23 protein-coding genes and 1 pseudogene are annotated in these 24,112 nt (G+C 68.8%); 11 read left to right on the forward strand and 13 right to left on the reverse strand.

What is annotated here, in order from left to right:
* Positions 1–89 precede the first annotated feature (89 nt).
* Positions 90–1,052: a LysR family transcriptional regulator gene (locus DIE21_RS04705; RefSeq protein ID WP_124496507.1), complete on the forward strand. Its 963-nt coding sequence runs from the start codon at positions 90–92 to the stop codon at positions 1,050–1,052.
* Positions 1,053–1,164: 112 nt separating this feature from the next.
* On the opposite strand, the gene DIE21_RS04710 is transcribed toward DIE21_RS04705, so the two are convergent.
* The gene (locus DIE21_RS04710; RefSeq protein ID WP_124496509.1) at positions 1,165–2,124 is read right to left on the reverse strand and encodes a nitronate monooxygenase family protein; all 960 of its coding nucleotides are present in this window, start codon (positions 2,122–2,124) and stop codon (positions 1,165–1,167) included.
* A 278-nt stretch (positions 2,125–2,402) separates the two neighbouring features.
* Between DIE21_RS04710 and DIE21_RS04715 the strand changes: the two genes are divergently transcribed.
* Entirely contained in the window at positions 2,403–3,299 is an 897-nt protein-coding gene (locus DIE21_RS04715; protein ID WP_124496511.1) for an alpha/beta fold hydrolase, read from the forward strand.
* A 34-nt stretch (positions 3,300–3,333) separates the two neighbouring features.
* Here the strand turns inward: DIE21_RS04715 and DIE21_RS04720 are convergent, their stop codons facing one another.
* Complete coding sequence (locus DIE21_RS04720) at positions 3,334–3,825, reverse strand: Lrp/AsnC family transcriptional regulator (protein WP_057928614.1); 492 nt, start codon at positions 3,823–3,825, stop codon at positions 3,334–3,336.
* Between the two features lie 113 nt (positions 3,826–3,938).
* Between DIE21_RS04720 and DIE21_RS04725 the strand changes: the two genes are divergently transcribed.
* Positions 3,939–4,841, forward strand: a complete 903-nt coding sequence (locus tag DIE21_RS04725) for a DMT family transporter (protein ID WP_124496513.1) — start codon at positions 3,939–3,941, stop codon at positions 4,839–4,841.
* A gap of 218 nt (positions 4,842–5,059) precedes the next feature.
* Here DIE21_RS04725 and DIE21_RS04730 read toward each other — a convergent pair whose 3' ends face one another.
* The 5 genes from DIE21_RS04730 to DIE21_RS04750 are packed head-to-tail and all read right to left on the reverse strand — an operon-like array spanning position 5,060 to position 8,138.
* On the reverse strand, positions 5,060–5,266 hold the full coding sequence (locus tag DIE21_RS04730) for a DUF1289 domain-containing protein (RefSeq protein ID WP_124496515.1): 207 nt from the start codon (positions 5,264–5,266) through the stop codon (positions 5,060–5,062).
* Positions 5,263–5,769 (reverse strand): YbaK/EbsC family protein, encoded by a 507-nt coding sequence (locus DIE21_RS04735; protein WP_124496517.1) that lies wholly within the window; start codon positions 5,767–5,769, stop codon positions 5,263–5,265. Before DIE21_RS04735 ends, DIE21_RS04730 begins: the two co-directional genes overlap by 4 nt.
* A gap of 22 nt (positions 5,770–5,791) precedes the next feature.
* Positions 5,792–6,724: a hydroxymethylglutaryl-CoA lyase gene (locus tag DIE21_RS04740; RefSeq protein WP_124496519.1), complete on the reverse strand. Its 933-nt coding sequence runs from the start codon at positions 6,722–6,724 to the stop codon at positions 5,792–5,794.
* A gap of 30 nt (positions 6,725–6,754) precedes the next feature.
* Positions 6,755–7,696, reverse strand: coding sequence for a glyoxylate/hydroxypyruvate reductase A (locus DIE21_RS04745; protein ID WP_124496521.1), 942 nt, complete (start codon positions 7,694–7,696; stop codon positions 6,755–6,757).
* A 4-nt stretch (positions 7,697–7,700) separates the two neighbouring features.
* Positions 7,701–8,138: a VOC family protein gene (locus DIE21_RS04750; protein WP_185642728.1), complete on the reverse strand. Its 438-nt coding sequence runs from the start codon at positions 8,136–8,138 to the stop codon at positions 7,701–7,703.
* Between the two features lie 246 nt (positions 8,139–8,384).
* Between DIE21_RS04750 and DIE21_RS04755 the strand changes: the two genes are divergently transcribed.
* On the forward strand, positions 8,385–9,008 hold the full coding sequence (locus DIE21_RS04755) for an alpha/beta hydrolase (RefSeq protein ID WP_124496523.1): 624 nt from the start codon (positions 8,385–8,387) through the stop codon (positions 9,006–9,008).
* Between the two features lie 54 nt (positions 9,009–9,062).
* Here the strand turns inward: DIE21_RS04755 and DIE21_RS04760 are convergent, their stop codons facing one another.
* The 3 genes and pseudogenes from DIE21_RS04760 to DIE21_RS04770 form a co-directional block, all read right to left on the reverse strand.
* Positions 9,063–11,183, reverse strand: coding sequence for a phosphocholine-specific phospholipase C (locus tag DIE21_RS04760; RefSeq protein ID WP_124496525.1), 2,121 nt, complete (start codon positions 11,181–11,183; stop codon positions 9,063–9,065).
* A 64-nt stretch (positions 11,184–11,247) separates the two neighbouring features.
* On the reverse strand, positions 11,248–11,538 hold the full coding sequence (locus tag DIE21_RS04765) for a hypothetical protein (protein WP_124496527.1): 291 nt from the start codon (positions 11,536–11,538) through the stop codon (positions 11,248–11,250).
* 160 nt (positions 11,539–11,698) lie between these two features.
* Positions 11,699–12,055: pseudogene (locus tag DIE21_RS04770) on the reverse strand (LysR substrate-binding domain-containing protein); the annotation flags it as partial.
* Positions 12,056–12,208: 153 nt separating this feature from the next.
* Between DIE21_RS04770 and DIE21_RS04775 the strand changes: the two are divergent.
* Positions 12,209–14,410, forward strand: coding sequence for a TonB-dependent siderophore receptor (locus DIE21_RS04775; protein ID WP_124496529.1), 2,202 nt, complete (start codon positions 12,209–12,211; stop codon positions 14,408–14,410).
* Between the two features lie 42 nt (positions 14,411–14,452).
* Here DIE21_RS04775 and DIE21_RS04780 read toward each other — a convergent pair whose 3' ends face one another.
* Positions 14,453–15,805 carry an MFS transporter gene (locus DIE21_RS04780; protein ID WP_124496531.1) on the reverse strand — a complete coding sequence of 451 codons (1,353 nt, stop codon included), beginning with the start codon at positions 15,803–15,805 and terminating at the stop codon, positions 14,453–14,455.
* Between the two features lie 107 nt (positions 15,806–15,912).
* Between DIE21_RS04780 and DIE21_RS04785 the strand changes: the two genes are divergently transcribed.
* The 3 genes from DIE21_RS04785 (at position 15,913) to DIE21_RS04795 (ending at position 17,651) form a co-directional block, all read left to right on the forward strand.
* The gene (locus DIE21_RS04785; RefSeq protein ID WP_124496533.1) at positions 15,913–16,947 is read left to right on the forward strand and encodes a LysR substrate-binding domain-containing protein; all 1,035 of its coding nucleotides are present in this window, start codon (positions 15,913–15,915) and stop codon (positions 16,945–16,947) included.
* Between the two features lie 96 nt (positions 16,948–17,043).
* Entirely contained in the window at positions 17,044–17,331 is a 288-nt protein-coding gene (locus DIE21_RS04790) for a type II toxin-antitoxin system Phd/YefM family antitoxin (RefSeq protein ID WP_409364616.1), read from the forward strand.
* A complete protein-coding gene (locus tag DIE21_RS04795) occupies positions 17,271–17,651 on the forward strand; it encodes a type II toxin-antitoxin system VapC family toxin (protein ID WP_124496536.1) in 381 nt (126 codons plus the stop codon). The genes DIE21_RS04790 and DIE21_RS04795 overlap by 61 nt, the downstream gene beginning before the upstream one ends.
* A 21-nt stretch (positions 17,652–17,672) precedes the next feature.
* On the opposite strand, the gene dapA is transcribed toward DIE21_RS04795, so the two are convergent.
* Positions 17,673–18,566 carry a 4-hydroxy-tetrahydrodipicolinate synthase gene (gene dapA, locus DIE21_RS04800; RefSeq protein WP_124496538.1) on the reverse strand — a complete coding sequence of 298 codons (894 nt, stop codon included), beginning with the start codon at positions 18,564–18,566 and terminating at the stop codon, positions 17,673–17,675.
* 452 nt (positions 18,567–19,018) lie between these two features.
* On the opposite strand from dapA, the gene DIE21_RS04810 reads away from it, so the two are divergent.
* The gene (locus DIE21_RS04810; RefSeq protein WP_124496540.1) at positions 19,019–20,038 is read left to right on the forward strand and encodes a sulfate ABC transporter substrate-binding protein; all 1,020 of its coding nucleotides are present in this window, start codon (positions 19,019–19,021) and stop codon (positions 20,036–20,038) included.
* Between the two features lie 166 nt (positions 20,039–20,204).
* Positions 20,205–21,173 carry an ion channel gene (locus tag DIE21_RS04815; protein ID WP_124496542.1) on the forward strand — a complete coding sequence of 323 codons (969 nt, stop codon included), beginning with the start codon at positions 20,205–20,207 and terminating at the stop codon, positions 21,171–21,173.
* A gap of 102 nt (positions 21,174–21,275) precedes the next feature.
* Here DIE21_RS04815 and DIE21_RS04820 read toward each other — a convergent pair whose 3' ends face one another.
* The gene (locus DIE21_RS04820; protein WP_124496544.1) at positions 21,276–21,890 is read right to left on the reverse strand and encodes a glutathione S-transferase family protein; all 615 of its coding nucleotides are present in this window, start codon (positions 21,888–21,890) and stop codon (positions 21,276–21,278) included.
* 469 nt (positions 21,891–22,359) lie between these two features.
* Between DIE21_RS04820 and DIE21_RS04825 the strand changes: the two genes are divergently transcribed.
* Positions 22,360–22,917 carry a sugar O-acetyltransferase gene (locus DIE21_RS04825; protein ID WP_124496546.1) on the forward strand — a complete coding sequence of 186 codons (558 nt, stop codon included), beginning with the start codon at positions 22,360–22,362 and terminating at the stop codon, positions 22,915–22,917.
* The last annotated feature ends 1,195 nt before the right edge of the window (positions 22,918–24,112 follow it).

Below are 24,112 nucleotides of genomic sequence, written 5' to 3' on the forward strand. Positions count from 1 at the left end.
CCGTTTTGCCATTGTTGACCTTTTTGTATCCTCGCCTTTGTTACCCTATCTCGTAATTGCATGATTCCCAGGAATTGCGAGCTAGTTCGATGGATACCCTCGTCAGCATGAATGTGTTTCGCTACGTCGTCGAAGTGGGCAGCTTCGTCGGCGCGGCGGAGCGCATGCAGATGTCGGCCGCGATGGCGAGCAAGCACGTGATGCATCTCGAGCAGCAGCTCGGCGCGCGCCTGCTGCATCGCACGACACGACGTGTCGCGCCGACCGAGGCGGGGCGCGAATACTATGAGCGCCTCGTGCAGGCGCTGTCGGAACTCGACGAAGCCGGCCAGGCGGTCGGCGCCGCGAGCGTCGTGCCGCAGGGCCGTCTGCGCGTGACGTCGCTGTCCGCGTTCGGATTGCGGCACGTGATGCAGGCCGTCACCGATTATGCGGGGCGGTTCCCGGACGTGACCGTCGACATGACGCTGTCCGATCGCGTGGTCGACCTGATCGAGGAAGGCTACGACGTCGCGGTGCGCGCGGCGCCGAACGGACTGAAATCGTCGTCGCTGGTCGCGCGGCAGATCGCGACCGCGCACCTCCTGCTGGTCGCGTCGCCCGCATATCTCGAGAAGCACGGCACGCCTCAGACGATTGCCGACCTCGCGCACCACAACTACCTGCGCCGCGATTCGAATTCGTCGATGCTCGATTCGCTCGTGATCGACGCGGCCGCCGCGTCGCGCGTGAACCTGAACGGCAACCTGATCGTGAACCATCTCGAGGGGCTGCGCGCCGCCGTGCTCGCGGGCGCGGGCATCGCGCTGCTCGGCACCGAGGTGGTCGGCGACGACATCGAATCCGGCCGGCTCGTGCCGGTGCTGCTCGATTCGGTGCCGCCGCACGAGGCGCCGATCTATGCGGTGTACGCGAGCCGCCGCCACGTGTCGGCGAAGGTGCGCTCGTTCGTCGACTTCCTCGCCGCGCGATTCGAAGGGCAGTCGCTGTGCCCGTCGATCGAGTCGCGCCTGCGCGTGCTGCCGATCACGCGGATCAAGCGCGCGGGCTGACCGGCGCCGCCCGCCCGCGGGCGGACGTGAGAAAAGCGCGAGCCCGGTGCGGTTCGCGCTTTTTTGTTGGGTCCGGCATCATGCGCGGCGGTGGACCAACCCGCCGCCTGCTTCAGCGTGCGATGCCGAGCCGTGCCTTCGCGTCGTCGTACTCGCGCTTCAGCCGCTCGACGAGCGCGCCGACGCTCGGCAGGTCGTCCATCAGGCCGACCCCCTGGCCGGCACCCCAGATGTCCTTCCACGCTTTCGCCTTGTCGCCGCCGAAATTCATCTTCGACTTGTCCGATTCCGGCAGCGCGTCCGGATCGAGGCCGGCCTTCTCGATGCTCTCGCGGATGTAATTGCCGTGCACGCCGGTGAAGAGGTTTGTGTAGATGATGTCGGACGATTTCGCGTTGAGGATCGCGTGCTTGTAGTCCTCGACCGCGTGCGCCTCCTGCGTCGCGATGAAGCGCGTGCCCATGTACGCGAGGTCGGCGCCCATCGCCTGCGCGGCGAGGATCGAGCCGCCGTTCGCAATCGAGCCGGACAGCACGATCGGGCCGTCGAACATCTTGCGCACCTCGCCGACGAGCGCGAACGGCGAGGTCGTGCCCGCATGGCCGCCGGCGCCGGCCGCGACGAGGATCAGCCCGTCGACGCCGGCTTCGAGCGCCTTCTGCGCGTGGCGCAGGTTGATCACGTCGTGCAGCACGATGCCGCCGTAGCTGTGCACCGCGTCGACGATCTCGCGCGCCGGCGCGCGCAGGCTCGTGATGAAGATCGGCACCTGATGGTCGACGCACACGCGCACGTCGTGCTCGAGGCGCCCATTCGACTGGTGGACGATCTGGTTGACCGCGATCGGGCCGATCACCGCGTCCGGGTGCTTCGCCTTGTGGTCGGCGAGCTCGGACTGGATCTGCGTGAGCCACTCGTCGAGCAGTTCGGCCGGACGGGCGTTGAGCGCGGGGAATGATCCGACGATACCCGCCTTGCATTGCGCGAGCACGAGTTCGGGATAGCTGACGATGAACATCGGCGACGCGATGACGGGCAGCGTCAGGTTCTGCAGGACGGCGGGCAATGCCATGTGTTGTCTCCAGTCTCGAGGGGCGGCCGGACCCGGCGCGATCGCGCCGACGCCGGCATCCATGCTTGGCGGTCGAACGGTGCTTCGAGTGTAGCCGCGCAGCGGCGTTTCATATTAATACGAACGGTCGTGCGATTCTACGCGAGCTTAGCAAACCGCGCGGCGTGGCGGCAATCGAGTGAGTGTTCTCTTTCTACACATTCGGGCATCTGCCGCGCGCAGCAGTCGGCCGGGCGCTCCTACAATACCCGCCATAACAAACCAACGAGAAACAAACCATGTCGTTTGAGGCGTTTGTACCGTTTCGCGTGACGGTGCAGGACACCGACATCTTCGGTGTCAAAGGAGGCGCGGGGCCGCCGCTTCTGCTGCTGCACGGCCATCCGCAGACCCACATGATCTGGCATCGCGTCGCCGCGACGCTGGCGAATCACTTCACGGTGATCGCGACCGACCTGCGCGGCTACGGCGCGTCGGGCAAGCCGCCGAGCGACGCACGGCATGCGCCGTATTCGAAACGCGCGATGGCGGCCGACCAGGTCGCCGTGATGCGGCATTTCGGTTTCGCGCAATTTCACGTCTGCGCGCACGATCGCGGCGCGCGCGTCGCGCATCGGCTCGCGCTCGATCATCCTGCGGCCGTCGAGCGGATGATGCTGCTCGACATCGCGCCGACGCTCGCGATGTACGAGCAGACCGATCGTGCGTTCGCGACCGCGTATTTCCACTGGTTCTTCCTGATCCAGCCGGCGCCGCTGCCCGAAACGCTGATCGAAGGCCGCACCGATGCGTACATCGAGCGCGTGATGGGCAATCGTTCCGCCGGGCTCGCGCCGTTCGCGCCGGAAGCGCTCGCCGCGTATCGCGCCGCGCTCGCGCAGCCGGGCGCCGTGCATGCGATGTGCGAGGACTACCGCGCGTCGGCGACGATCGATCTCGAGCACGACCGCGCGGATCTCGAGCGCGGCAACAAGATCGCGTGCCCGCTGCGCGTGCTGTGGGGCGAGAACGGGATCGTCGGCCGCTGCTTCGATCCGCTCGACGAATGGCGGCGCGTCGCGCGCGACGTCAGCGGCCGCGCGCTCGATTGCGGGCACTACATCCCGGAAGAGGCGCCCGTCGCGCTGATCGACGAGCTGCTCGCGTTCTTCGAAGCGCGCGACGCGGCCGCGTGAGCGGCGCCGGCCGCGGCGGGTAGCGCGCCGGCGGTCAGCGGCGCGCGGCGTCGTCTTCGACGAGCGGCGGCAGGCGGCGCGGCACGGGCGTCGACTTCACGATCGCCGTGCTCGTTTCCGCGCGCTCCGTCACCTTCGACAGGATGTCGTCGAGATGCTCGATCGAGCGCAGGTAGAGCCGGCAGATGAAGCAGTCCTCGCCGGTCACCTTGTCGCATTCGACGAATTCCGGGATCCGCCGCAACACCTCCTCGACGAGATGCAACTGCCCCGGCAGCGGCTTCACGCGGACGATCGCCTGCAGCGTGTAGCCGAGCGCGCGCGGGTCGAGCTCGACGGTGAAGCCTGCGATCACGCCCTGTGCTTCGAGCCGCCGCACGCGGTCGGCGGTCGCGGGCGCCGACAGCCCGATCTGCCGTGCCAGTTCGCTGGTGGCGATGCGCGCGTCCTCGGCGAGCGCCGCGAGGATCGCGCGGTCGGTCGCGTCCAGTGACGCGACGGCGGGCGGGGAAAGGCGTTTCGACATGATCGCTTTGCTTTCGAAGGTGAATCGGTGGTTTCGCTTCAGTTTAGCCGTGGATGCACGGAAAGCAAGTTCCTAGAATCGAAGTCATTCCCTCTCGTCAAACGGAGTCCATGATGGCCTCGAACGAAATCCGCCGCGGTGCCGCCGAGATGGTCGTCGCGATGATGATGTCCGGCACGATCGGCTGGCTCGTGATGTCGTCGCAGCAACCGCTCACCAACGTCGTGTTCTTCCGCTGCCTGTTCGGCGCCGCGACGCTCGCGATCGTCTGCGCGGCGCTCGGCTTGCTGCGCCGCGCGCTGTTCTCGCCGCGCATGCTCGCGCTCGCGGCGCTCGGCAGCGTCGCGATCGTCGCGAACTGGCTGCTGCTGTTCGCCGCGTATTCGCGCGCGTCGATCTCGATGGCGACCGCCGTCTACAACACGCAGCCGTTCATGCTCGTCGCGCTCGGCGCGATCGTGTTCCGCGAACGGATCAGCGCGTCGACGATCGCGTGGCTCGCGCTCGCCTTCGTCGGGCTCGTGTGCGTGGTGCGGGTCGAGCCGGCCGTGCTCGCGGTGCCCGGCGAATATCTCGAAGGCGTCGCGCTGTCGCTCGGGGCGGCATTCCTGTACGCGGTGTCGTCGATCGTCACGAAGCACCTGAAGGGCACGCCGCCGCATCTGCTCGCATTGCTGCAGGCCGGCCTCGGCATCGTGCTGCTCGCGCCGTTCGCGCACTTCGGCACGTTGCCCGCGACGGCCGCGCAATGGCTCGATCTCGTCGTGCTCGGCGTCGTGAACACCGGCCTGATGTATGTGCTGCTGTACGGCGCGATCCAGAAGCTGCCGGTCGCGACGACGGGCGCGCTGTCGTTCGTCTATCCGGTCGTCGCGATCATCGTCGATCGCGTCGCGTTCGGGCAGACGCTCGCATGGACGCAGGTGCTCGGCGCGCTCCTGATCCTGCTTGCGGCGGCCGGCGTGAACCTCGGCTGGCGCATCGTGCCCGCGCGTCGCGCGGCGGTCGGCAACTGAAACGGTCGTGCGATCGTTCGCCGCTACGGCGCGTCGCCAACGCGCGTCGGCGCCGCGTCCGGGAACGAAGGTTGCGCGTGAAACATGCTGTAAGAAGCTGTAGGGAAACACCCGATGCGACGCTGCGGCGTCGCTCGTATGATGCGGGCTGTGACGTTGATCACGTTCACAGGATTCCGATCTCATGCCGTTCGCCAGACTGGTCGAACGGCATTTTTTTATGCGCCGCTCCTGGCGAGCAGGCGCCGCCGCGCGTCGAGCCGCGCGAGCAACGCGCGCCTCGCATCGTCGTCCGACGCGCGCCATCCCTTGATCTCGTCGCGCGTGCGCAGGCAGCCCGCGCACCAGTCGGTGCGCGGGTCGATCCTGCATACGTCGGTGCACGGCGATGCGACCGTGCCGACCGGCACCGGCACGCCGCTCATGCGTCGTTGCGCAGCGCGACGTCGGCGACGGGCGCGCCCGTCAGCGTGACGAGCTCCTGCGGAGACAGGTTGAACACCGCGTGCGGATGGCCGGCGGCCGCCCACAGGCTGTCGAGCTCGAGCAGGTCGGCATCGATCAGCGTGACCGGTTCGACGAGATGGCCGATCGGGCAGACGCCGCCGATCGCGTAGCCGGTGTGGTCGCGCACGAACTTCGCATCGGCGCGGCCGACCGCGCCGACCTGAGCGGCGACCTTCTGCTCGTCGACGCGGTTGACGCCGCTTGCGACGACGAGCACCGGCAACCCGTCCGATTCGCGGCGAAACAGGATCGACTTCGCGATCTGCGCGACCGAGCAGCCGAGCCCGGCCGCGGCCTCGGCGGAGGTCTTGCCGGTTTCGGCGAGCATCACGATCCCTTTCGCATGCCCGCGTTCGCGCAGCAGCAGCGCGACGCGTCGCGCGGAATCGGGGAGGGAGTCGAATGAAGCAGGTGTCGTCATGGGGAATCCGTGAGTGTCGGGGTCAGACGCAGTTCGGCGTGTCGGCCGCGCTCTGCGCCTTGGCGAGCAGCGCGCGGCCGGCGCGCGATGCGTTCGCGCGACCGATCGCGGTCGAGATGAAGTCGCCGGCGGCGACCACCTGCGCGAGGTCGATGCCGGTGTCGATGCCGAGGCCCTGCATCAGGTACAGCACGTCCTCGGTCGCGACGTTGCCGGTCGCGCCCTTCGCGTACGGGCAGCCGCCGAGGCCGGCGACCGACGCGTGGAAGATCTCGATCCCTTCGAACAGCGCCGCGTAGATGTTCGCGAGCGCCTGGCCGTAGGTGTCGTGGAAGTGGCCCGACAGCCGTTCGCGCGGAAACACGCGCGTGACGGCCGCGAGCACTTCGCGCGTGCGCTTCGGCGTGCCGACGCCGATCGTGTCGGCGATGTCGATCTCGTCGCAGCCGAGCGCGGCGAAGCGCTCGACCACGTCGACGACCGATGCGACCGGCACGTCGCCCTGGTACGGGCAGCCGAGCGTGCACGACACGCTGCCGCGCAGCCGCAGGCCGGCATCCTTCGCGGCCTTCGCGACCGGCTCGAAGCGCGCGATGCTCTCGGCGATGCTGCAGTTGATGTTCCGCTGCGAGAACGCCTCGCTCGCCGCGCCGAAGATCACCACTTCGTCGGCGCGTGCGGCGAGCGCATTCTCGAAGCCTTTCAGGTTCGGCGTGAGCACCGAATACACGGTGCCCGCGCGACGCTCGATGCCGGCCATCACGTCGGCGCCGTCGGCCATCTGCGGCACCCATTTCGGCGACACGAACGACGCGGCCTCGACGTTGCGGAAGCCGGCGCGCGACAGCCGGTCGACGAGCGCGATCTTCACGTCGGTCGGCACGAAGGTCTGTTCGTTCTGCAGCCCGTCGCGCGGGCCGACTTCGACGATCTTGACGGCGGTGGGGAACGTCATGGTTGTCTCCAGTTTTGTGTAGGGCGGAATTCAGTAGCCGCGCGCGTAGTCGACGACGCCGCCGATACGCTCGCCGCGCTCGAGCGCGCGGATCTTGCCGGCGATCTGTTCGACGGCTTCGTCGCGCAGCGTCTCGGCCGAGCAGTGCGGCGTGATCGTGATGCGCGGCGCATGCCAGAACGGGTGGTCGACCGGCAGCGGCTCGTGCTGGAACACGTCGAGCGTCGCGGCGGCGACCTGGCCGCTCGCGAGCGCGTCGAGCAGGTCGGCTTCGACGAGATGCGCGCCGCGTGCGACGTTCACCAGGTACGCGCCCGGCGCCAGCTTTGCGAAGGTGCGCGCCGACAGGATCCCGTCGGTGTCGCGCGTGCTCGGCAGCAGGTTCACGAGTACTTTCGCGCCGTCGATGCAGGCGTCGAGTGCGTCGTCACCCGCGAAGGTCTCGATCCCGTCGAGCCGCTTCGGGCCGCGGCTGTAGCCGCGCACCGGCAGCCCGAGCGCCGCGAGCGCCTGCGCGACCTGTGCGCCGAGCACGCCGAGGCCGAGCACGGCGACGGTGAAGCGCGCGCGCGGATGCGGCTCGAGCACCTGCCAGCGGCGCTCGCGCTGCAGCGCCTCGTATTCGTCGAAGCGGCGCAGGTAGCGCAGCACCGCGTGCGTCACGTATTCGATCATCTGCCGCGCCATGCCCGAATCCTCGAGGCGCACCAGCGGCACGTCGCGCGGCAGCGTGCCGGGATGCGCGCGGTCGAGCGCGAGCAGCGCGTCGACGCCCGCGCCGAGATTGAAGATCGCACGCAGGCCGTCGCGCGGCGCGAACAGCTCGCGCGGCGCGCGCCACACGAGCGCGTAGTCGGCGGCGGCCGTGTCGCCCGGCTGCCACGCGCGCAGCTCCGCGTCGGGCAGTGCCTGCGCGATCGCGTCGCGCCACGCGCCGGCTTCCTGCTGCGGCGAGTAGAACAGGATCTTCATGCGCTTACTTGGCGAACAGCTGGCCGATGTCGGCGAACGCCTTGAACTCGAGCGCGTTGCCGCACGGATCGAGGAAGAACATCGTCGCCTGCTCGCCGACCTCGCCCTTGAAGCGGATGTGCGGCTCGATCACGAAGCGCGTGTGCGCGGCCTTCAGTTTGTCGGCGAGCGCATGCCATTCGTCCATCGACAGCACGACGCCGAAGTGGCGCACGGGCACGTCGTCGCCGTCGACCGGATTCACCGCGCTTTTGCCGGTTTCGTCCGGCGCGAGGTGCGCGACGAGCTGGTGGCCGAAGAAATCGAAGTCGACCCATTGGTCCGAGCTGCGGCCCTCCGGGCAGCCGAGCAGGCCGCCGTAGAACGCGCGCGCGCCGGCGAGGCTCGACACGGGAAAGGCGAGATGGAACGGGCGCAGCGCGCCGGCGGGCGTAGCGGACATCGGACGTCTCCTGTCGATCGAACCCGGCGCGGCGGCGCCCGGTTCGATCCGATGCATGGCAAGCGGGAAGCCCACATTCTACGGTTTCGCGGCGCGTTGCGCCGCCGCGAGGCTGCCGGCCCGTGCCGCGCGGCCGTTCCCGGTGGCCGTCCCGCGCAAAAGCAAAGCACAAAATATTGGTTCGGCCGCCGCGCGCGGCGCGCCACAATCGAACCTCGTCTCCAAGCAAAGCAAGCGAGGGCAATCATGCGCGCATGCAGCAAATCGGCGTGGCCGCCGCGGCTCGTGACCGTTCCGGGCCTGCACGGGAGTGAAGGCGCCCACTGGCAGAGCTGGCTGGAGCGGCAGTTCCCGCGTTCGCTGCGGGTCGAGCAGGCCGACTGGGACGCCCCCGACCTCGCGCGCTGGGCGCAGTCCGTGCGCGCGCTGCTCGAGCGCGAGCGCGGCCCGTTCGTGCTGGCCGCGCACAGCTTCGGCTGCCTCGCGGCCGCGCATGCGCTCGCGCAATGGCCGCAGGCGGCCGACGTCGCGGGCGTGCTGCTCGTCGCCCCGGCCAGTCCGCAGAAATTCACGTTCGCGGGGCCGTTCGACGCGCGCCGGCTCGCGGTGCCGTCGATCGTGATCGGCAGCGAGACCGATCCGTGGATGCCGCTCGCCGATGCGCGCACGCTCGCGCAGCGGCTCGGCAGCGCGTTCGTGAACCTCGGCGACGCGGGACACATCAACACCGCGGCCGGCTTCGGGCCGTGGCCGCGCGCGAAGTACTTCATCGACACGCTGGTGCATTGCGCGGCGCCGCTGCGCTTTCGCGACGCGGACGACGGCTTCGACGCCGCGCTCGTCGACCGCGCGCTTGCGCACGCGATCTGACACCATCAGGCACGCGCTGCGCGGCGAGCGCCGCGCAACGTCGTGCCGCCGCGCTTACGACGCGGAGACGGGCCGCACCGCGGCCGGATCCGAGTAGCTCGACCGGCCGTTCTCGACGTGGCCCGCGAAGCGGCGCGAGAACGTGCCGTTCGCGCCGTCGCTCACCGTCACGTCATACCAGTGGTGGCTCGACGCGAGCGCCCATTGCTCGACGTGTTCGTCGCCGCCGTGCAGCGTCACCTGGCGCGCGGGCGTGCCGTACGCGTTGTCGGCCAGCGTCAGCGTGACGTGACCCGCGCCATGGTTGCGCAGCTTCAGGTACAGGTTGCCGTTCGCGATGTCGTAGCCGGCCTTGACCTCCGGTTGCGCCTGGTTGCGGCGGCGCGCGGTCGCGGCCGACACGTTGCCCGCGAACATCCGCACGAAGCCGTTCGGCCCGTACACCGAGAACGCGTACGCACCGTTCGTCTCCGCCAGGTCGAAGTCCGCGTGCAGCACGCGGCGTGCGCCGACCGTGTAGCGCCACGGGCCGTCGGTGCGGTTCGTCGCGTACACCTGGAAGTGCGCACCCTGGTTGCCGCGGTTCGCGAACTCGATGCGCAGCGTGTTGCCGCCATAGAGGCTCGCATTCACATGCAGTTCGTAGGGCAGCGCGCGTGCGGGCCGCACGCCGGGTTCCTGCGGGTCGATCGGCGACGGCGTCGCGGGCACGGTCGGCGCGGGCTGCGACGTGCATTGCTGGTCGGCGGTCGAACGGTACTGGCTCGTATCGGGCAGCGACGGGAACGTCGCGTCGGATGAGCGGAAGTCGAATGCGGCGGTGAGGTCGCCGCAGACGGTCCGGCGCCACGGCGTGATGTTCGGCTCGTCGACGCCGAAGCGCTCGCCGATGAAGCGGATCACCGACGTGTGGTCGAACACCTGCGAGCACACGAAGCCGCCTTTCGACCACGGCGACACGATCGTCATCGGCACGCGCGGCCCGAGGCCGTACGGCAGCCCGTCGGCGGTGTAGCTGCCGCCGCGGCCGGGGTTCACGACGGTATGCAGCTCGCCGTCGGTCGTCACGGTCGAGGCGCCCTGCGCGGCCGACGTCGGCGGCTGCGGCGGCACGACGTGATCGAAGAAGCCGTCGTTCTCGTCGTACATGATGAACAGCACGGTCTTCGCCCACACGTCCGGGTTCGACGTCAGCGCGTCGAGGATCTGCGACGTGTAGTTCGCGCCGTACGCGGGCGTGTATTTCGGATGCTCGGAGAACACGGCGGGCGGCAGCAGCCACGACACCTGCGGCAGCCGGTCGTTGATCACGTCGTCCTTCAGGTTGTCGAGCGTGCGCACCGTCTGCGCGCGCTGGTACAGCGACGAGCCCGGTTTCGCGTTGATGAAGTTCGTGAAGTTCTGCAGGATGTTCGTGCCGTAGTTGCCGTTGTACGGATCGGCCCAGGTGAGCCCCTGCTGGTAGATCTGCCACGACACGCCGTGCGCCTCGAGCCGTTCGGGGAAGGTCGTCCACGACAGCAGCTGGTACGCGGGCGGCAGGTCGCCGTCGACGTAGTCGGCGTTGTCGAGCAGCGGGCCGCCGAACTTGCCGGTCGGATCGACCGTGCCCGTCATCAGGTACGAGCGGTTCGGGTGCGTCGGCCCCGGCAGCGAGCAGAAGTAGTTGTCGCACACAGTGAACGCATCGGCGAGCGCGTAGTGGAACGGGATGTCCTCGCGCACGTGATAGCCCATCGTCATGTCGGTCTTGTTCGCGGGCCACTGGTCGTAGCGGCCGCCGTCGATCGCCGCGTGGGTCTTCGCCCACGAGTGATCGAGCGCGCCGAGGCACTGCGCGCTGGTCGTCTTCGTGTCGAGCCGGAACGGCAGCACGGGTTTCGCCGGGTCTTCCTTCGACGGCTGGTACCACACCGGCTTGCCGTCCGGCAGCGGGATCGGGAAGCGGTCGTTGTAGCCGCGCACGCCGCGCAGGTGTCCGAAGTAATGGTCGAACGAGCGATTTTCCTGCATGAACACGACGATGTGCTGGACATCGCGGATCGTGCCGGTGCCGCGCGCGGCCGGAATCGCGAGCGCGCGGCGGATCGATTCGGGGAACGCGTTGAGCGCGACGGCCGCGCCCGCGGATTGTGCGACGGTATGCAGGAAACGCCGGCGGCTGGATGACGTCATGTTATTTCACCTCGGTTCTGCGATCGGGGACAGGAACAGGTGCGGCGGGATCAGTGCGGCGGGATCAGTGCGGCGATGATGCGGCGACGCCGGACGCGCCCGCGTTCGTCGCGGGCTTGGCGTCGTCGTCGTCGTCGGGCGGGTAGTGGACGACGGGCGGCGCGAGCGGCGCGGCCTCGGACGCGGCGGCGTTCGGGTTCGCGCTTGCGTCGCTGTTGAACGCACTCGCGGAACCGGACGATGCGCCAGCCTGCTGCGAGGCGTCGGCCGTATGCGCGTCGTGCGGCGCGTCGTCGCTGCAGGCGGCGACGAAGGTGGCGGCACACAGAACGACGACGAGGGCAACGCGACGCATGACTTCTCTCCTGGCAGGCGGATCGGGAAACGTTTTCGAGTATGCCGCTGCGATGCGACGATTCGGTGAATCGTTTGCGACCGGAGCATGATCGCGAATGGCTTTCGTCGAGCCGACCAAATGCTTTCGCGCGCTTCGACGCGCATGCGAGTGCCGTGTCTCAGCGTCGCGGCGTCCTGCGCCGCACTTCGCTGCGCAGCCAGTCGAGCCACGTGCGGATCGCCGCTTCGTGCGGATGACCGTGACGCCACGCGACGTAGTGCGCCTACTCGTCGGGCACGCGCGCGGTCGACACGCGCACGAGCGTGCCGGCCGCGAGTTCGGGTTCGATCCGCGAGCGGCGCGCGAGCGCGACGCCGCGTCCTTTCAGTGTCGCGTCGATCAACGCGTTCGCAGCGGTGAAGCGCGGCGCGCGCGCCGACCCGGTGAGGTCGAGCCGCGCGGCCTGGAACCACGGTTCTCACCGCTGCGCGGGATGACGCAGCAGCGTCGCGCGCACGAGACCGGCCGGCGCGCGTTGGCGCGCGAGGGCGGCTGACGCGGCCGTCCGGCGGCATGGCCGTTTCGTTCGGCGGTTCGTTCGGATCACGAAGTTCGGACGTGTCCAATTGCCATGTCGAGCCCATTCCATTTGAATGAGAATCATTCTCATCAATGGAGTGGAGTGAACATGAGTCGTTGCATTCTGTCGAGCGCGACGCCGCCGCGCCGCGCGACCGCGTCCGTCGCATTCGCGATGATGACCTGTGCGGCCGGCACGGCATGCGCGGAAGAGGGCGATCCGCGGCAAGCGCCGCACCTGAGCCCGATCTTCGTTCACGGCGATCGCGACGCCGGTTCGCGCGTCGACCGGTCGGGCTCCGCGAAATACGCGACGCCGCTGCTCGACGTGCCGCAGACCATCACCGTCGTGCCGCGCGCGGTACTCGACGAACAGCAGGCGCTGAGCCTGCGCGAAGCGCTGTCGAATGTCGCGGGCATCACGTTCAATGCGGGGGAGGGTGGCGGCGGGTCGGGCGACATGTTCAACATCCGCGGCTTCGGCGCGAGCGCGAACCTGCAGCTCGATGGCCTGCGCGACAGCGCGCAGAACAATCGCAGCGACCTGTTCAACATCGAGGCGGTCGAGGTGATCAAGGGGCCGAACTCGGTGTTCGGCGGCGCGGGCACGACGGGCGGCTCGGTGAACCTGGTCAGCAAGGCGCCGAAGGCCGGTGCATTCACCGAGGCCGGCACGATGCTCGGCACGTCCGACTATCGGCGCGTGACGCTCGATACGAACCGGCCGCTGCCGGGCACCGACGGCAGGGCCGCGTTCCGCCTGAACGCGATGGCGCACGTCAACGACGTGCCGGGCCGCGACGACATCCGCAAGCGGCGCTGGGGCGTCGCGCCGTCGCTCGCGTTCGGCCTGGGTACGCCGACGCGCGTCACGCTCGGGTATTTTCACCAATACGACAACAACCTGCCCGACTACGGGCTGCCCGCGCGCAATGGCCGGGTGCTGGCCGGCGTCGCACGCGACAGCTATTTCGGCTGGCGCAACCTCGACCGCGAACGCATCACGGCCGATGCGTTCACCGTGAAGGCCGAACACGACGTATTGTCGAACCTGAAGCTGCAGAACCTGAGCCGCTATGCGCACCTGAATCGCGACACGGTGATCTCCGCATCGCACGTGAACCTGCAGGGGCTGCCGCCCGGGCGCTACAAGCCGGCCGGGCCGCAGGGCTACGGCCGCGATGCATCGACGGCGATGTGGGCGAACCAGACGAACCTCACGAGTACGTTCGGCACGTTCGGGGTCGGGCATACGCTCGTCGCCGGCTTCGAGATCTCGCGGGAAACGTACGGCCGCACGACCTATTCGTACGGGCTCAACCGGTTCTATCCGGCCGGTGGCTTCCCGCTCGCCGCGCCGCCCGGCGAGTGGCGCGGCCCCGCGCGGCGCCAGGACAGCGCGCGCAACGATACGGCGCTCATCGTGAAGGCGCTCTACGCGTTCGACACGATCGCGCTCGGCCGATACTGGGATGTCGACGTCGGGCTGCGGCACGACTGGATCGACGGCCGCTCGGAAGGCACGCCGGCCGGCAAGCCCACCGAGCGCGCGGACAGCGCCGACCGGCACCTGAGCACGCGCGCGGGGCTCGTGTTCAAGCCGACCGACAACAGCCGCGCGTATTTCGCGTACGGCACGTCGTTCAATCCGTCCGCCGAGTTTCTCGTGACCACGGGCTCCGGTGTGAGTGCGGCGACGGGCGCGCTCGCGCCGGAGAAGAACGAGAGCTTCGAACTCGGCGCGAAATGGGAGGGGCTCGCGGGCGTCGCGCTGAACGGCGCGCTGTTCCAGACCGAAAAGAAGAACGCGCGCGAACGGATGGCCGACGGCAGCTACGCGCTCGCGGGCCGGCAGCGCGTGCGCGGCGTCGAGTTCGGCGCGGCCGGCAAGGTGACGCCACGCTGGGACGTGTTCGCGAACTACACGTATCTGGCGAGCGTCACGCTGAGTTCGCCGTCTTCGCCGCGCCGCGACGGGCAGGCGCTCGGCAACACGCCGCGGCACGCGTTCAATCTATGGACGACCTATCGGTTGCCGGCCGGCTGGACGGTGGGCTACGGCTCGCACTTCGTCGGCCGGCGCAACGTGACGTCGCAAGGCGACGGCAAGCTTGGCGCGTACTGGGTGCACAACCTGATGGCCGGCTACGACGTGAACCGCCGGCTGCGTTTCCAGTTGAATCTCGACAACCTGTTCGACCGCGCGTATGTCGAGCGCGTGCGACAAGTGTCGGGAAGCGAATCGCGATCGTCGGCCGTCGAGTTCGGCGACGGCCGCTCGGCGATGCTGTCGGCCGTGTACAAGTTCTGACCGTGTCGCGCGGCTACGGCAATCGGCAGAAGTGCTCGCGCGTCATCGCGCAAACAGCGGGTAGGTCGCGGCGGCGATCAGCGCGGTCGCGAGCCATACCACGCTCCACGAACTGACGGCAAGCAGCGGCGGAATCGCGAGCGGCGTGGCGAACAGCCCGAGATAGACGACCGTGTTCGCCATCCCGAGCGCGGTGCCCGCGTGGTTCGTGCCGGCGAGCGTCGCGAGTTCGGTGTACGCGACGCCGTGCCATGCCGATACGCAGACGCCGGCGAACACGAGAATCGCGACGATCGCGGCGAGCGGCACGTGCGGGCTGCCGGCGGTGGCGGCCGCGAGCAGCGCGAACGATCCGGCCGCAACGCAGACCGACCCGCGCAGGTATGCACGGCGGTTGCCGTGCCGGTCGGTATGGCGGCCGCTCCAGACCCGCATCACCATTGCGCCGAGTTGCAGCGCGACCATCGCCGCGCTGATGCCGGCGAGACCGAGCCGGCCGAAATCGTGCAGGAATACGGTCGCGAACGTGAGTACCGCGAACTGCGGCGCGCATAGCGCGCCGATGCCGAGCACGATGCGCCAGACGCGGCCGCTCGCAAGGGGGCTGCGCGTGGGCGCGGCAGGCGGTTGCTGTCCGGACAGGCGGCTCGCGGTGGCGGTGGCAGTGGCGGTGGCGGTGGCGGTGGCGGTGGCGGTGGCGGTGGCGGTGGCGGTGGCGGGGGCGGGAGCGGGAGCGGGAGCGGGAGCGGCGGCCGGCGCGTCGGGCGGTTCGTGCAGCCAGCGCCACGTCAGCGCGGCCGAGCCGGCGCATAGCAGCATCAGCGCGCCATACACGGCCGCGAAGCCCGCATGCGACGCGAGCGACGGCAGCAATGCCGCACCGACGCCGCCGCCGAGCGGCACGGCCGTCTGGCGGATGCTCATCGCGAGCCCGCGTTCGCGCTCGCCGAACCAGCGCATCACCGCGCGTCCGCTCGATCCGTTTACGCTGCCGCCGAGCAGGCCGACGCAGCACATCGCCGCGACGACGCGCATGAGCGGCGGCGCCGCATGCGTGGTCGGGACGATCGTGCCCACCATCAGCGCCAGCATCGCGGCCGTCGCGACGAGGCCGCCGAGCAGCACGCGGCGATCGCCGAAGCGGTCGGCGGCGATCCCCCACGGCAGCTCGGATAGCGCGACACCGAAGCCGAGCGCACCGAGCACGAGGCCGAGCGTGCCGTTGTCGAGGTGATAGGAAGCGCGCATCCACACGGCGGTGGTCGGAATGCCGGCCGCGGCCGCGGAAAAGCTCATGTTCGCGGCGACGCCGGCCGCGAGCACGCGCCAGCGATGGGCCGGGCCGCGCGCGTCGCGCGGGGGCGAGGACGGGGAAGCGAGGCAGGAGGTATCCATGACGACAGAGCCCGTTCGGAAATTGACATCGTCAGTGTGCGGACCTACATTCATCCTGAAAATCGGAAAGTTTTTGATAAATCGTTCGATAAAATGGGATGGTTGAGATGTCCGGACAAGACAATGCCCATGGCGCGGCGCCCGACGCCACACTGGCCCGGCCGAACTTCGACGTTGCAGCGTTGCGCAGTCTGGTCGCGGGCGTGGATCTCGGCAGCTTCGCGAAGGCGGCCGATCGCGTCGCGCGTTCGTCGTCGGCGGTGAGCGCGCAGATCCGCAAGCTCGAGGAGCAGGCCGGCACGCCGCTGTTCGTGAAGTCCGGGCGCGGACTCGCGCTGACCGACGCCGGCGACGCGATGCTGCGCTATGCGCGGCGGATGATCGAGCTGAACGACGAAGCGGCCGCGGCCGTGCGCGGCGTGAATCTCGACGGCTGGGTGCGGGTCGGCCTGCAGGAGGATTTTGGCGAAGCAATCCTGCCCGGCGTGCTCGGGCGTTTCGCGCGTGCGCATCCGAAGGTGAGGATCGAGGCGCGCGTCGCACGCAATGCCGAGTTGCTCGAGCGGCTCGACGCGAACCAGCTCGATCTCGCGCTCGTCTGGGGCGACCCGGCGTCGGCGACGCTGGTGTCGCGCGCGGGCATCGACAGCGACGCGATCGCGCAGGTGCCGATGCAGTGGATCGCGGCGGTGGGCGCGGGCGGCTTTGGCATGCCGGACGGCGGCGAACAGGCGGAGGCGGCCGACGACCGCGACGCGGGCATGCAGGCGGCGCGCGCGTCCGGCGAGCCGCTGCCGCTCGTGGTGTTCGACCGGCCGTGCCGGTTCTTCGGCGCGGCGACCGACGCGCTCGACCGCGCGGGCGTGCCGTGGCGCGTCGCGTTCACGACGCCGAGCCTGGCCGGGCTGTGGGCCGCGGCGGCGGCCGGCCTCGGGCTGACCGTGCGCTCGCACTACGGGTTGCCCGCGTCGGTGCGCGTGCTCGACGCGGCGTCGTTTGGGCTGCCGGCATTGCCGAGCCTGCCGCTGATGCTGCTGCGGCGTACGTCGTCGGCGACGCCGACCGTCGAGCGGCTCGCGCGGATCGTCACGCAGGCGGTGCGGGACGCGACGGCGGGGGAGGTGGCGGGGCTGGCGGCGTGATATCGATCGACACGCGTGCGGTTGGCTGGACGTTCGGCCTATTGGAGGGATGGGGCGAATGTCGTGACAATGGTGGATCACTCAATGGAGGCCATCATGCAAGTTGCCACTGTGCCCGAAGCCACGCTCGATCTTCAGCGGCTTCTCGACGCCGCGATCGCCGGCGAACGCGTCGTGATTACGCAGCATGGCAAGCAGTCGGTCCGGCTCGTGCCGCTCAGGCCGATTCATCCGTACGGCGCGCTTGAGGGGCAGATATGGATTGCGGATGATTTCGACGCACCGCTTTCTGCCGAGGAGCTCGCCGAATTCGAAGGGAAGTCATGCGGCTTTTGTTCGATACGCACATCTTTCTCTGGATGGTTGCGAATAATCCGAAGCTGAGCGCTCGCGCTCGCAGGCTGATTGATTCGGCTGACGAAGTGTTCGTCAGCAGCACAAGCATATGGGAAGTGGCGATCAAGGCCGGGAAGGGGAAGCTGGACATCGATGTGGACCGGTTGGTCGACAAGATCAACGCGAGCCAATATCGCGAACTGCCGGTTCGGGCCGCACCCGGTGCGGCCGTACGTCATCTTCCTGATTACCATGGCGACCCGTTCGACCGCCTGCTGGTCGCGCGGGCCTGGAGCGAACCGATGCTGCTCACCACTGCCGACGGCCATCTTGCTCAGTATGGCTCGTCGAGAATTTTGACGGTCTGAAACAGTTTCGGGAGCGAAATCCTACGCTGCCGCGACAACGTGCGCGGACGCCTCCAGCGCCGCACACAGCTTGCCCAGCCGCTCCCGCAACCCCTCGCTCGCCGGCACGAACGGCAACCGCAACCCGTCCTCGCACCACCCCTGCGCAGCCAGCACCGCCTTCACCGGTGCCGGATTCGGCTCCGCGAACAGCGCTGCAACCAGCGGCTGCAGCGCGACCGACAGCCGTCGCGCGTCGGCGAGCCGGCCGTCGCGCAGCAGCGCGTGGATGCGCACATGCCATTCGGGCAGCACGTGCGCGCTGCTGGCGATCGCGCCATGCGCGCCGGCACACAGCGCGGCGAAGTTCTGGTTGTCGTCGCCGGAGAGAATCGCGAGCGGCGTGTCGTGCACGAGCCGGCTCATCCGCTCGAGCGTGCCGCCGCATTCCTTGATGCCTGCAACGCGCGGGTCGCGCGCGAGCGCCTGCAGCGTTTCCAGCTCGACGTTCACGCCGGTGCGATACGGGATGTTGTAGACGAGGACCGGCAGGTCGGCCGCGTCGGCGATCGCCTCGACGTGGCGGCGGATGCCGTCCTGCGTCGGCCGAACGTAGACGGGCGGCGTGACGAGCAGCCCGTCGGGTCGCAGCGCGGCGAGTTCGCGTGCGCGGGCGGCCGCGAAGTGCGTCGCGCTCGCGGTGAGGCCGACGACGATCGGCAGGCCGGGCACCGCATCGCGCAGCGTCGCGAACACGGCGTCCTGTTCGCGCGCGTCGAGCAGCACGCCTTCACCGGTCGTCGCGCCCGCGACGAAACCCGCGATGCCGGCCGCCGCATAGTGACGCGCGAGTCGCGCGAGTGCGCCGTGGTCGACCTCGCCGTCGTGGAACGGCGTGATGAGCGGCAGCCAGATACCTTCGAAACGTGTGTGCATGCAAAGCCTCATGGTGGAAACGGAGTGGGAAGGAACCGTTCCGCCGGCGGAGTGCCGGAGCGAGGCGTGCGAGCAAGGAGAAAGAAACGACCTGCGGGCATCCCGTCCGGCATTCGCCTGACGGGACGCGACGTCCCCGTCAGTCGAGGAGTCGTTTTTTCAGTTTCAGCCCGGCCGCGCGCGCACCTGCCGCGATGGCGGCAAGGATCGAGGGCGAGCGCAGGGCAGCGGACATGGATGAACCGTGGAAAGGGCTGAGCGGCGATCTTAACACCGGATCCGGCGCGCACGCGAGCGATGCGCGCCGTTTAGCAGGATTCGAGATTTGCTTTGCACGACAGATTGGAAAGCGTGCCGCGCCCGGCCGCTAGAATGCCCGCTTACGTTTCGATGACAGCGCGTACGCGTGCCGTCACGCACATTCACCACCACTGGAAACGGGGCATATCACGATGGCAAGCATCAAGGGGATCGGCCGCTGGCTTCACACGGGCGCGGCGGCGGCGCTGGTCGTGGCGGCAACGGCCGCGCACGCGGACACGTCGATCCTGAACGTGTCGTACGACGTCACGCGCGAGCTGTACAAGGACATCAACGCGAGCTTCGCCGCCGCGTACAAGCAGCAGACCGGCGAAACGGTGACGATCAAGCAGTCGCACGGCGCGTCGAGCGCGCAGGCGCTGTCGGTGCTGCAAGGGCTGCAGGCCGACGTCGTGACGATGAACCAGCCGAACGACATCGACCTGCTCGCCGAGCGCGGCCAGTTGCTGCCGAAGGACTGGCGCACGCGCTTCCCCGACAGCAGCTCGCCGTACTCGACGACGATGGTGTTCCTCGTGCGCAAGGGCAACCCGAAGGCGATCAAGGACTGGAGCGATCTCGCGAGGCCGGGCGTGCAGGTGATCATCGCGAACCCGAAGACGTCGGGCAACGGCCGCTACGCGTATCTCGCCGCGTGGGGCTACCAGAAGCAGAAGGGCGCGACCGACCAGCAGGCGCTCGACTTCGAGAAGGCGGTGTTCCGCAACGTGCCGGTGCTGGACTCGGGCGGCCGCGGCGCGACGACGACCTTCACGCAGCGCGGCATCGGCGACGTGCTCGTCACGTTCGAGAACGAAGTCGCGCTGATGGACACCGGCGCGTCGGGCGCGGAATTCGACGCCGTGTACCCGTCGGCGAGCATCCTCGCGGAGCCGCCCGTCGCCGTGATCGACAAGGTCGCCGACAAGAAAGGCACGCGCAAGGTCGCGCAGGCGTATCTCGACTACCTGTACACGCCCCAGGCGCAGGAGATCGTCGCGCAGCACCATCTGCGCCCGCGCGACGCGAACGTGCTGAAGAAGCATGCGGCCGAGTTCAAGCCGCTGAAGACGTTCAGCGTCGAGCAGGTATTCGGCAGCTGGGCGAACGCGCAGAAGACCCACTTCGCCGACGGCGGCACGTTCGACCGCGTGATCGTCGACCGCAAGTAGGCACGGCGCCCGCCGCGGGCCGGCAGGATGACCGCGAGGCCGGCCCATGCGGTCGGCTTCCGGTTTCCGGTTTCACGCCGCGCGGCGGAGGTTCGCATCGCGGCGTGAAAACGGCCGCCGCCTCCGCGTGCTACGCTCATCGCCTCCCTGCTTCCGGCCTCGCGCGATGAACGTCGATTCGTCCTCCCCCGTCTCCCGTGGCCGCGGCCGCAAGCTCTGGTCGGGCACCCGCCCCGTGATCGCGTACGGGATGCCGCCGCTCGGCTGGCGCGATCTCTATCATCGTGCGCTGACGGTGAGCTGGCCCGTGTTCTTCCTGTCGCTCGCGGTGCTGTTCCTGCTGCTCAACGGCGGCTTCGCGGCGCTTTACCTGCTCGGCGACGCGCCGATCGCGAACCAGTCGCCGGCCGGGTTCGGCGGTGCGTTCTTCTTCAGCGTCGAGACGCTCGCGACGGTCGGCTACGGCGACATGCATCCGCGCACCGTCTACGCGCACCTCGTCTCGACCTTCGAGATCTTCATCGGGATGTCGGGCATCGCGCTGGCCACCGGCCTCGTGTTCGCGCGGTTCTCGCGGCCGCAGGCGAAGATCCTGTTCGCGCGCTATGCGATCGTGCGCCCGCTGAACGGGCGGATGACGCTGATGGTGCGCGCCGCGAACGCACGCCAGAACGTGATCGCCGAAGCACAGGCGAAACTGCGGCTGATGCGCGTCGAAGGCACGCACGAGGGCTATACGCTGCGCAAGATCCACGACCTGCCGCTCGTGCGCAACGAGCATCCGATCTTCCTGCTCGGCTGGAACCTGATGCACGTGATCGACGAAACGAGCCCGCTGTTCGGCGAGACGGCCGAATCGCTCGCCGCGCGCGACGCGTCGCTGCTGATCACGATCGAGGGTTCCGACGAGACGACCGCACAGGTCATGCAGGCGCGCTACTCATGGGCGCATGCGGAGATTCGCTGGCGTCACCGCTACGTCGACCTGATGCACGACGAAGGCGGCATTACGCACATCGACTACACGCATTTTCACGAGGTCGTGCCGGTCGACGCCGATACCGACGAACGCGGTTCGCCGGGCGTGGTGGTCGACGCCGGCCCGGCCGCGCAGGCGCCCGGGCCGGCTGCATGATGTGGGCGACCGGCTGCGGGCGACCGGCTGCGGGCGACCGGCGCGAACGGGCGCCGGCAATCGGGCGCGACCGCCGCCACCGGCTGCCGCGCCGTTCACGCATCACGCATGCAGCAGACGCGCCGCTTCGCGCTGTTCGACGGCAACCGCGCGGCGGTAGCCGTCGCGGTCCTCGGCGCGCGCGACATAGTCGCCGAGCACGCCTTCGTGCGGCAGCAGGTGCGCGTCGAACGCGATCTTCAGCGTGCTGGCGAGCAGCAGGTCGGCCGCGGTGAAGCGGTCGCCGACGAGCCAGCGGCTGTGGGCCAGTGTCTGCGCGAGTGCACGCTGCACGCGCGTGATGTTGCCCCAGCCGAATGCGACCGGATTGCCCGACGCACCGGTGAATTTCTCGGCCATCGCAGGCTCGAGGCAGGAGGGCGTGAAGAACATCCACTGCAGGAAGCGACCGCGCAGCGGATCGTCCGGGGCGATGCCGAGCCCGGCGCCCGGGCAGCAGTCGGCGAGATAGAGCAGCACGGCGCCGGATTCGGCGAACGGTTCGCTGCCGTCGTCGAGCGCGGGCAGCTTGGCCATCGGATTGACCTGGATGAACGCGTCGCTGCCCTGTTCGTGCGAACGCAGGTCGATCGGCACGAGCTCGTAGACGGCGCCGATTTCCTCCAGCATCCACAGCGCCCGGAAGGCCCGGGTCTTCGGCCAGTAGTAGAGCTTCATCGCGCCTCCGCGTAGGGGTGTGCGTGTCGGTTCGGTGGATGCTCAAGCGTACCCGAGCGGGAGAGGTTCGGACAGGGGCGCGCGGCGAAAGCGGCGAATCGTGGCACGGTGACGGGCGGCGCGTAGCGTGTGTTCGGCCGGATGCGGAGGGAGCGTTTCCCGCCAAGCCAGGCGCGACGGATGTTCATTACCTTACTAGTTATATGCTAACTAGTTTGAAATCGATGTATGAATGCTCGGCTGAAGCGGACACGACGACACTGTTCCGCCGACTGTGCGGCAGCGTCGCCGGCCGGCTGCCAGGGTCCCGGACGATGGTCGTCGACGGGCCGCGAGACGCGGAAACCGGGTTGCCCCGCGCGGGTCGCCCGAATGATTGAATTCAAGGCGATGCGATCGCATGCGGCGAACCAGGCGCTGCCGTCATGCGCCGCGTGCCGGTTCGATCGCGCACGGAGAACAGCAACGAATGGCGAACGACGAACGCACCACGATCATTCCCCGGCGCACGCCGGAATCGGCCGCGATGCGCGCCGAGCTCAAGCGGGCGATGGCGATCACCGCGCGGCTCAACCGCCTGACGTTCGACGATGCGGATGAAGTCCGGACCTTGTTCGGAGAACTGATCGGCAAGCCGATGGACGACGGCTTTCTGCTGATCCCGCCGTTCCATGCGACGGGCGGCGCCGATACGCGGATCGGCCGCAACGTGTTCGTCAACCAGAACTGCACGTTTTATGACCTCGGCGGCCTCGACATCGGCGACGACGTGATGATCGGGCCGAACGTCAGCCTCATCACGTCAGGCCATCCGGTCGAGCCGTCCCGTCGCCGCGACGCCGTCGTCGGCCGCCCGATCGCGATCGGGAACAACGTCTGGATCGGCGCGGGCGCGACGATCATCGGCGGCGTGACGGTCGGCGAGAACGCGGTCGTTGGCGCGGGTTCCGTCGTGACGCGGGACGTTCCGCCCAATACGCTGGTCGGCGGAAATCCGGCGCGGATCATCCGTTCGATTGCCGAGTGAGGGCGCTTGCAGGCGCCGCCCGCTGCGGAGCGGATGTGGACAACCGGCCCTCGCACCCACTCGAAACGCTGTGAATGCGAACGGTGAGTGTGCGGCCGGAGGCCGAATCTACGGGGCTTCCCGGCATTGGACACCGGTTGGGGCAGGCGCATGCACCGAGGTTGCCGACGCGCTGGCGGTGAATTTCCGCGCGGCGCCGGTTGTGGATATCCCGGCCCCAAATCACTCGGCGCGCTGTGCCTTGCACCGGTGAGCGTGACCGCATGCGGCCGGATGCGCGATGCAGCGTGTGGACAACCGGGGCCGGCAACGACGAAAAATGCTGTGCCTTCGAAGGGTGAGCCGCCGACGTCCGGTTGCGCGCGGGGCTTGCCTGGCGCGGACTTCCGGGCATCGCGCGAGATTCGCGGCGCCGCGCATTCTAACGGCACGCGCGGATCGGCGATAGATCGGCACGCGTATCGCGATGTGGATATCTTGCAACCGAATGCACTCGAAGCGCTGTGTCTTTCAATGGTGAGCGTCGGCGGCCGCTCGACCCGTGTGCCGGCTCGCGTGCCCGTTCCCGGTCTTCGATCGCGGCTTCGAGGGTCGCGCATTCTAACCGCACTTGCGATGGTGCGTTCCGTTCGAGTCCGTGCACCGATGTGGATATCCGGTCGCCGAAACCAGTCGACGTGCTGTGTATTCCAGCGGTGAGAGCGCGTGCATGCTGCCCGGCTGCGTCTGCGCGAATCCAGCTGCACGAGGCGCCGGGCGGTTGCGGGCGCCTGCCGTTCACGCCGAATCGGTGTCTTCGTGCGATGGCACACCCACGCTCACCGTTGAGTTTCACAGTGTCTTGAGTGGTCGTGGGTTGCGTTATCCACACCCGCATCAGCGCCCTCGTCCGATCGCCGTTCCGTCGCTCACCGTTGGCATTCACAGTGTTTTGAGTCGTCGTGGGTCGAGCGATTCGTACCCGGGTCGGGGCGCATTCGTTTGACCGCATGCCATCGCTCACCGTCGAAATTCACAGGGTTTCGAGTCGTCGTGGGTCGCGCTGTCCACACCCGAATCGGCATCCTGGTTCGATCGCGGGCCGGTGCTCACCGCCGGAATTCACAGGGTTTCGAGTGTCTGCGGGCGGCGATATCCACACCCGTGCCGGCGCTCCGGAACGTCGCGAAGGCGGGCAGGGATGTGGATATCGTGC

It is taken from the genome of Burkholderia sp. Bp9140, from assembly GCF_003853425.1.
GTDB lineage: Bacteria > Pseudomonadota > Gammaproteobacteria > Burkholderiales > Burkholderiaceae > Burkholderia.

Coding starts and splice junctions, on each gene's coding strand:
- DIE21_RS04705 (WP_124496507.1), top strand. CDS start 90: ATGGATACCCTCGTCAGCATGAATGTGTTTCGCTACGTCGTCGAAGTG.
- DIE21_RS04710 (WP_124496509.1), bottom strand. CDS start 2,124: ATGGCATTGCCCGCCGTCCTGCAGAACCTGACGCTGCCCGTCATCGCG.
- DIE21_RS04715 (WP_124496511.1), top strand. CDS start 2,403: ATGTCGTTTGAGGCGTTTGTACCGTTTCGCGTGACGGTGCAGGACACC.
- DIE21_RS04720 (WP_057928614.1), bottom strand. CDS start 3,825: ATGTCGAAACGCCTTTCCCCGCCCGCCGTCGCGTCACTGGACGCGACC.
- DIE21_RS04725 (WP_124496513.1), top strand. CDS start 3,939: ATGGCCTCGAACGAAATCCGCCGCGGTGCCGCCGAGATGGTCGTCGCG.
- DIE21_RS04730 (WP_124496515.1), bottom strand. CDS start 5,266: ATGAGCGGCGTGCCGGTGCCGGTCGGCACGGTCGCATCGCCGTGCACC.
- DIE21_RS04735 (WP_124496517.1), bottom strand. CDS start 5,769: ATGACGACACCTGCTTCATTCGACTCCCTCCCCGATTCCGCGCGACGC.
- DIE21_RS04740 (WP_124496519.1), bottom strand. CDS start 6,724: ATGACGTTCCCCACCGCCGTCAAGATCGTCGAAGTCGGCCCGCGCGAC.
- DIE21_RS04745 (WP_124496521.1), bottom strand. CDS start 7,696: ATGAAGATCCTGTTCTACTCGCCGCAGCAGGAAGCCGGCGCGTGGCGC.
- DIE21_RS04750 (WP_185642728.1), bottom strand. CDS start 8,138: ATGTCCGCTACGCCCGCCGGCGCGCTGCGCCCGTTCCATCTCGCCTTT.
- DIE21_RS04755 (WP_124496523.1), top strand. CDS start 8,385: ATGCGCGCATGCAGCAAATCGGCGTGGCCGCCGCGGCTCGTGACCGTT.
- DIE21_RS04760 (WP_124496525.1), bottom strand. CDS start 11,183: ATGACGTCATCCAGCCGCCGGCGTTTCCTGCATACCGTCGCACAATCC.
- DIE21_RS04765 (WP_124496527.1), bottom strand. CDS start 11,538: ATGCGTCGCGTTGCCCTCGTCGTCGTTCTGTGTGCCGCCACCTTCGTC.
- DIE21_RS04775 (WP_124496529.1), top strand. CDS start 12,209: ATGAGTCGTTGCATTCTGTCGAGCGCGACGCCGCCGCGCCGCGCGACC.
- DIE21_RS04780 (WP_124496531.1), bottom strand. CDS start 15,805: ATGGATACCTCCTGCCTCGCTTCCCCGTCCTCGCCCCCGCGCGACGCG.
- DIE21_RS04785 (WP_124496533.1), top strand. CDS start 15,913: ATGTCCGGACAAGACAATGCCCATGGCGCGGCGCCCGACGCCACACTG.
- DIE21_RS04790 (WP_409364616.1), top strand. CDS start 17,044: ATGCAAGTTGCCACTGTGCCCGAAGCCACGCTCGATCTTCAGCGGCTT.
- DIE21_RS04795 (WP_124496536.1), top strand. CDS start 17,271: ATGCGGCTTTTGTTCGATACGCACATCTTTCTCTGGATGGTTGCGAAT.
- dapA (WP_124496538.1), bottom strand. CDS start 18,566: ATGCACACACGTTTCGAAGGTATCTGGCTGCCGCTCATCACGCCGTTC.
- DIE21_RS04810 (WP_124496540.1), top strand. CDS start 19,019: ATGGCAAGCATCAAGGGGATCGGCCGCTGGCTTCACACGGGCGCGGCG.
- DIE21_RS04815 (WP_124496542.1), top strand. CDS start 20,205: ATGAACGTCGATTCGTCCTCCCCCGTCTCCCGTGGCCGCGGCCGCAAG.
- DIE21_RS04820 (WP_124496544.1), bottom strand. CDS start 21,890: ATGAAGCTCTACTACTGGCCGAAGACCCGGGCCTTCCGGGCGCTGTGG.
- DIE21_RS04825 (WP_124496546.1), top strand. CDS start 22,360: ATGGCGAACGACGAACGCACCACGATCATTCCCCGGCGCACGCCGGAA.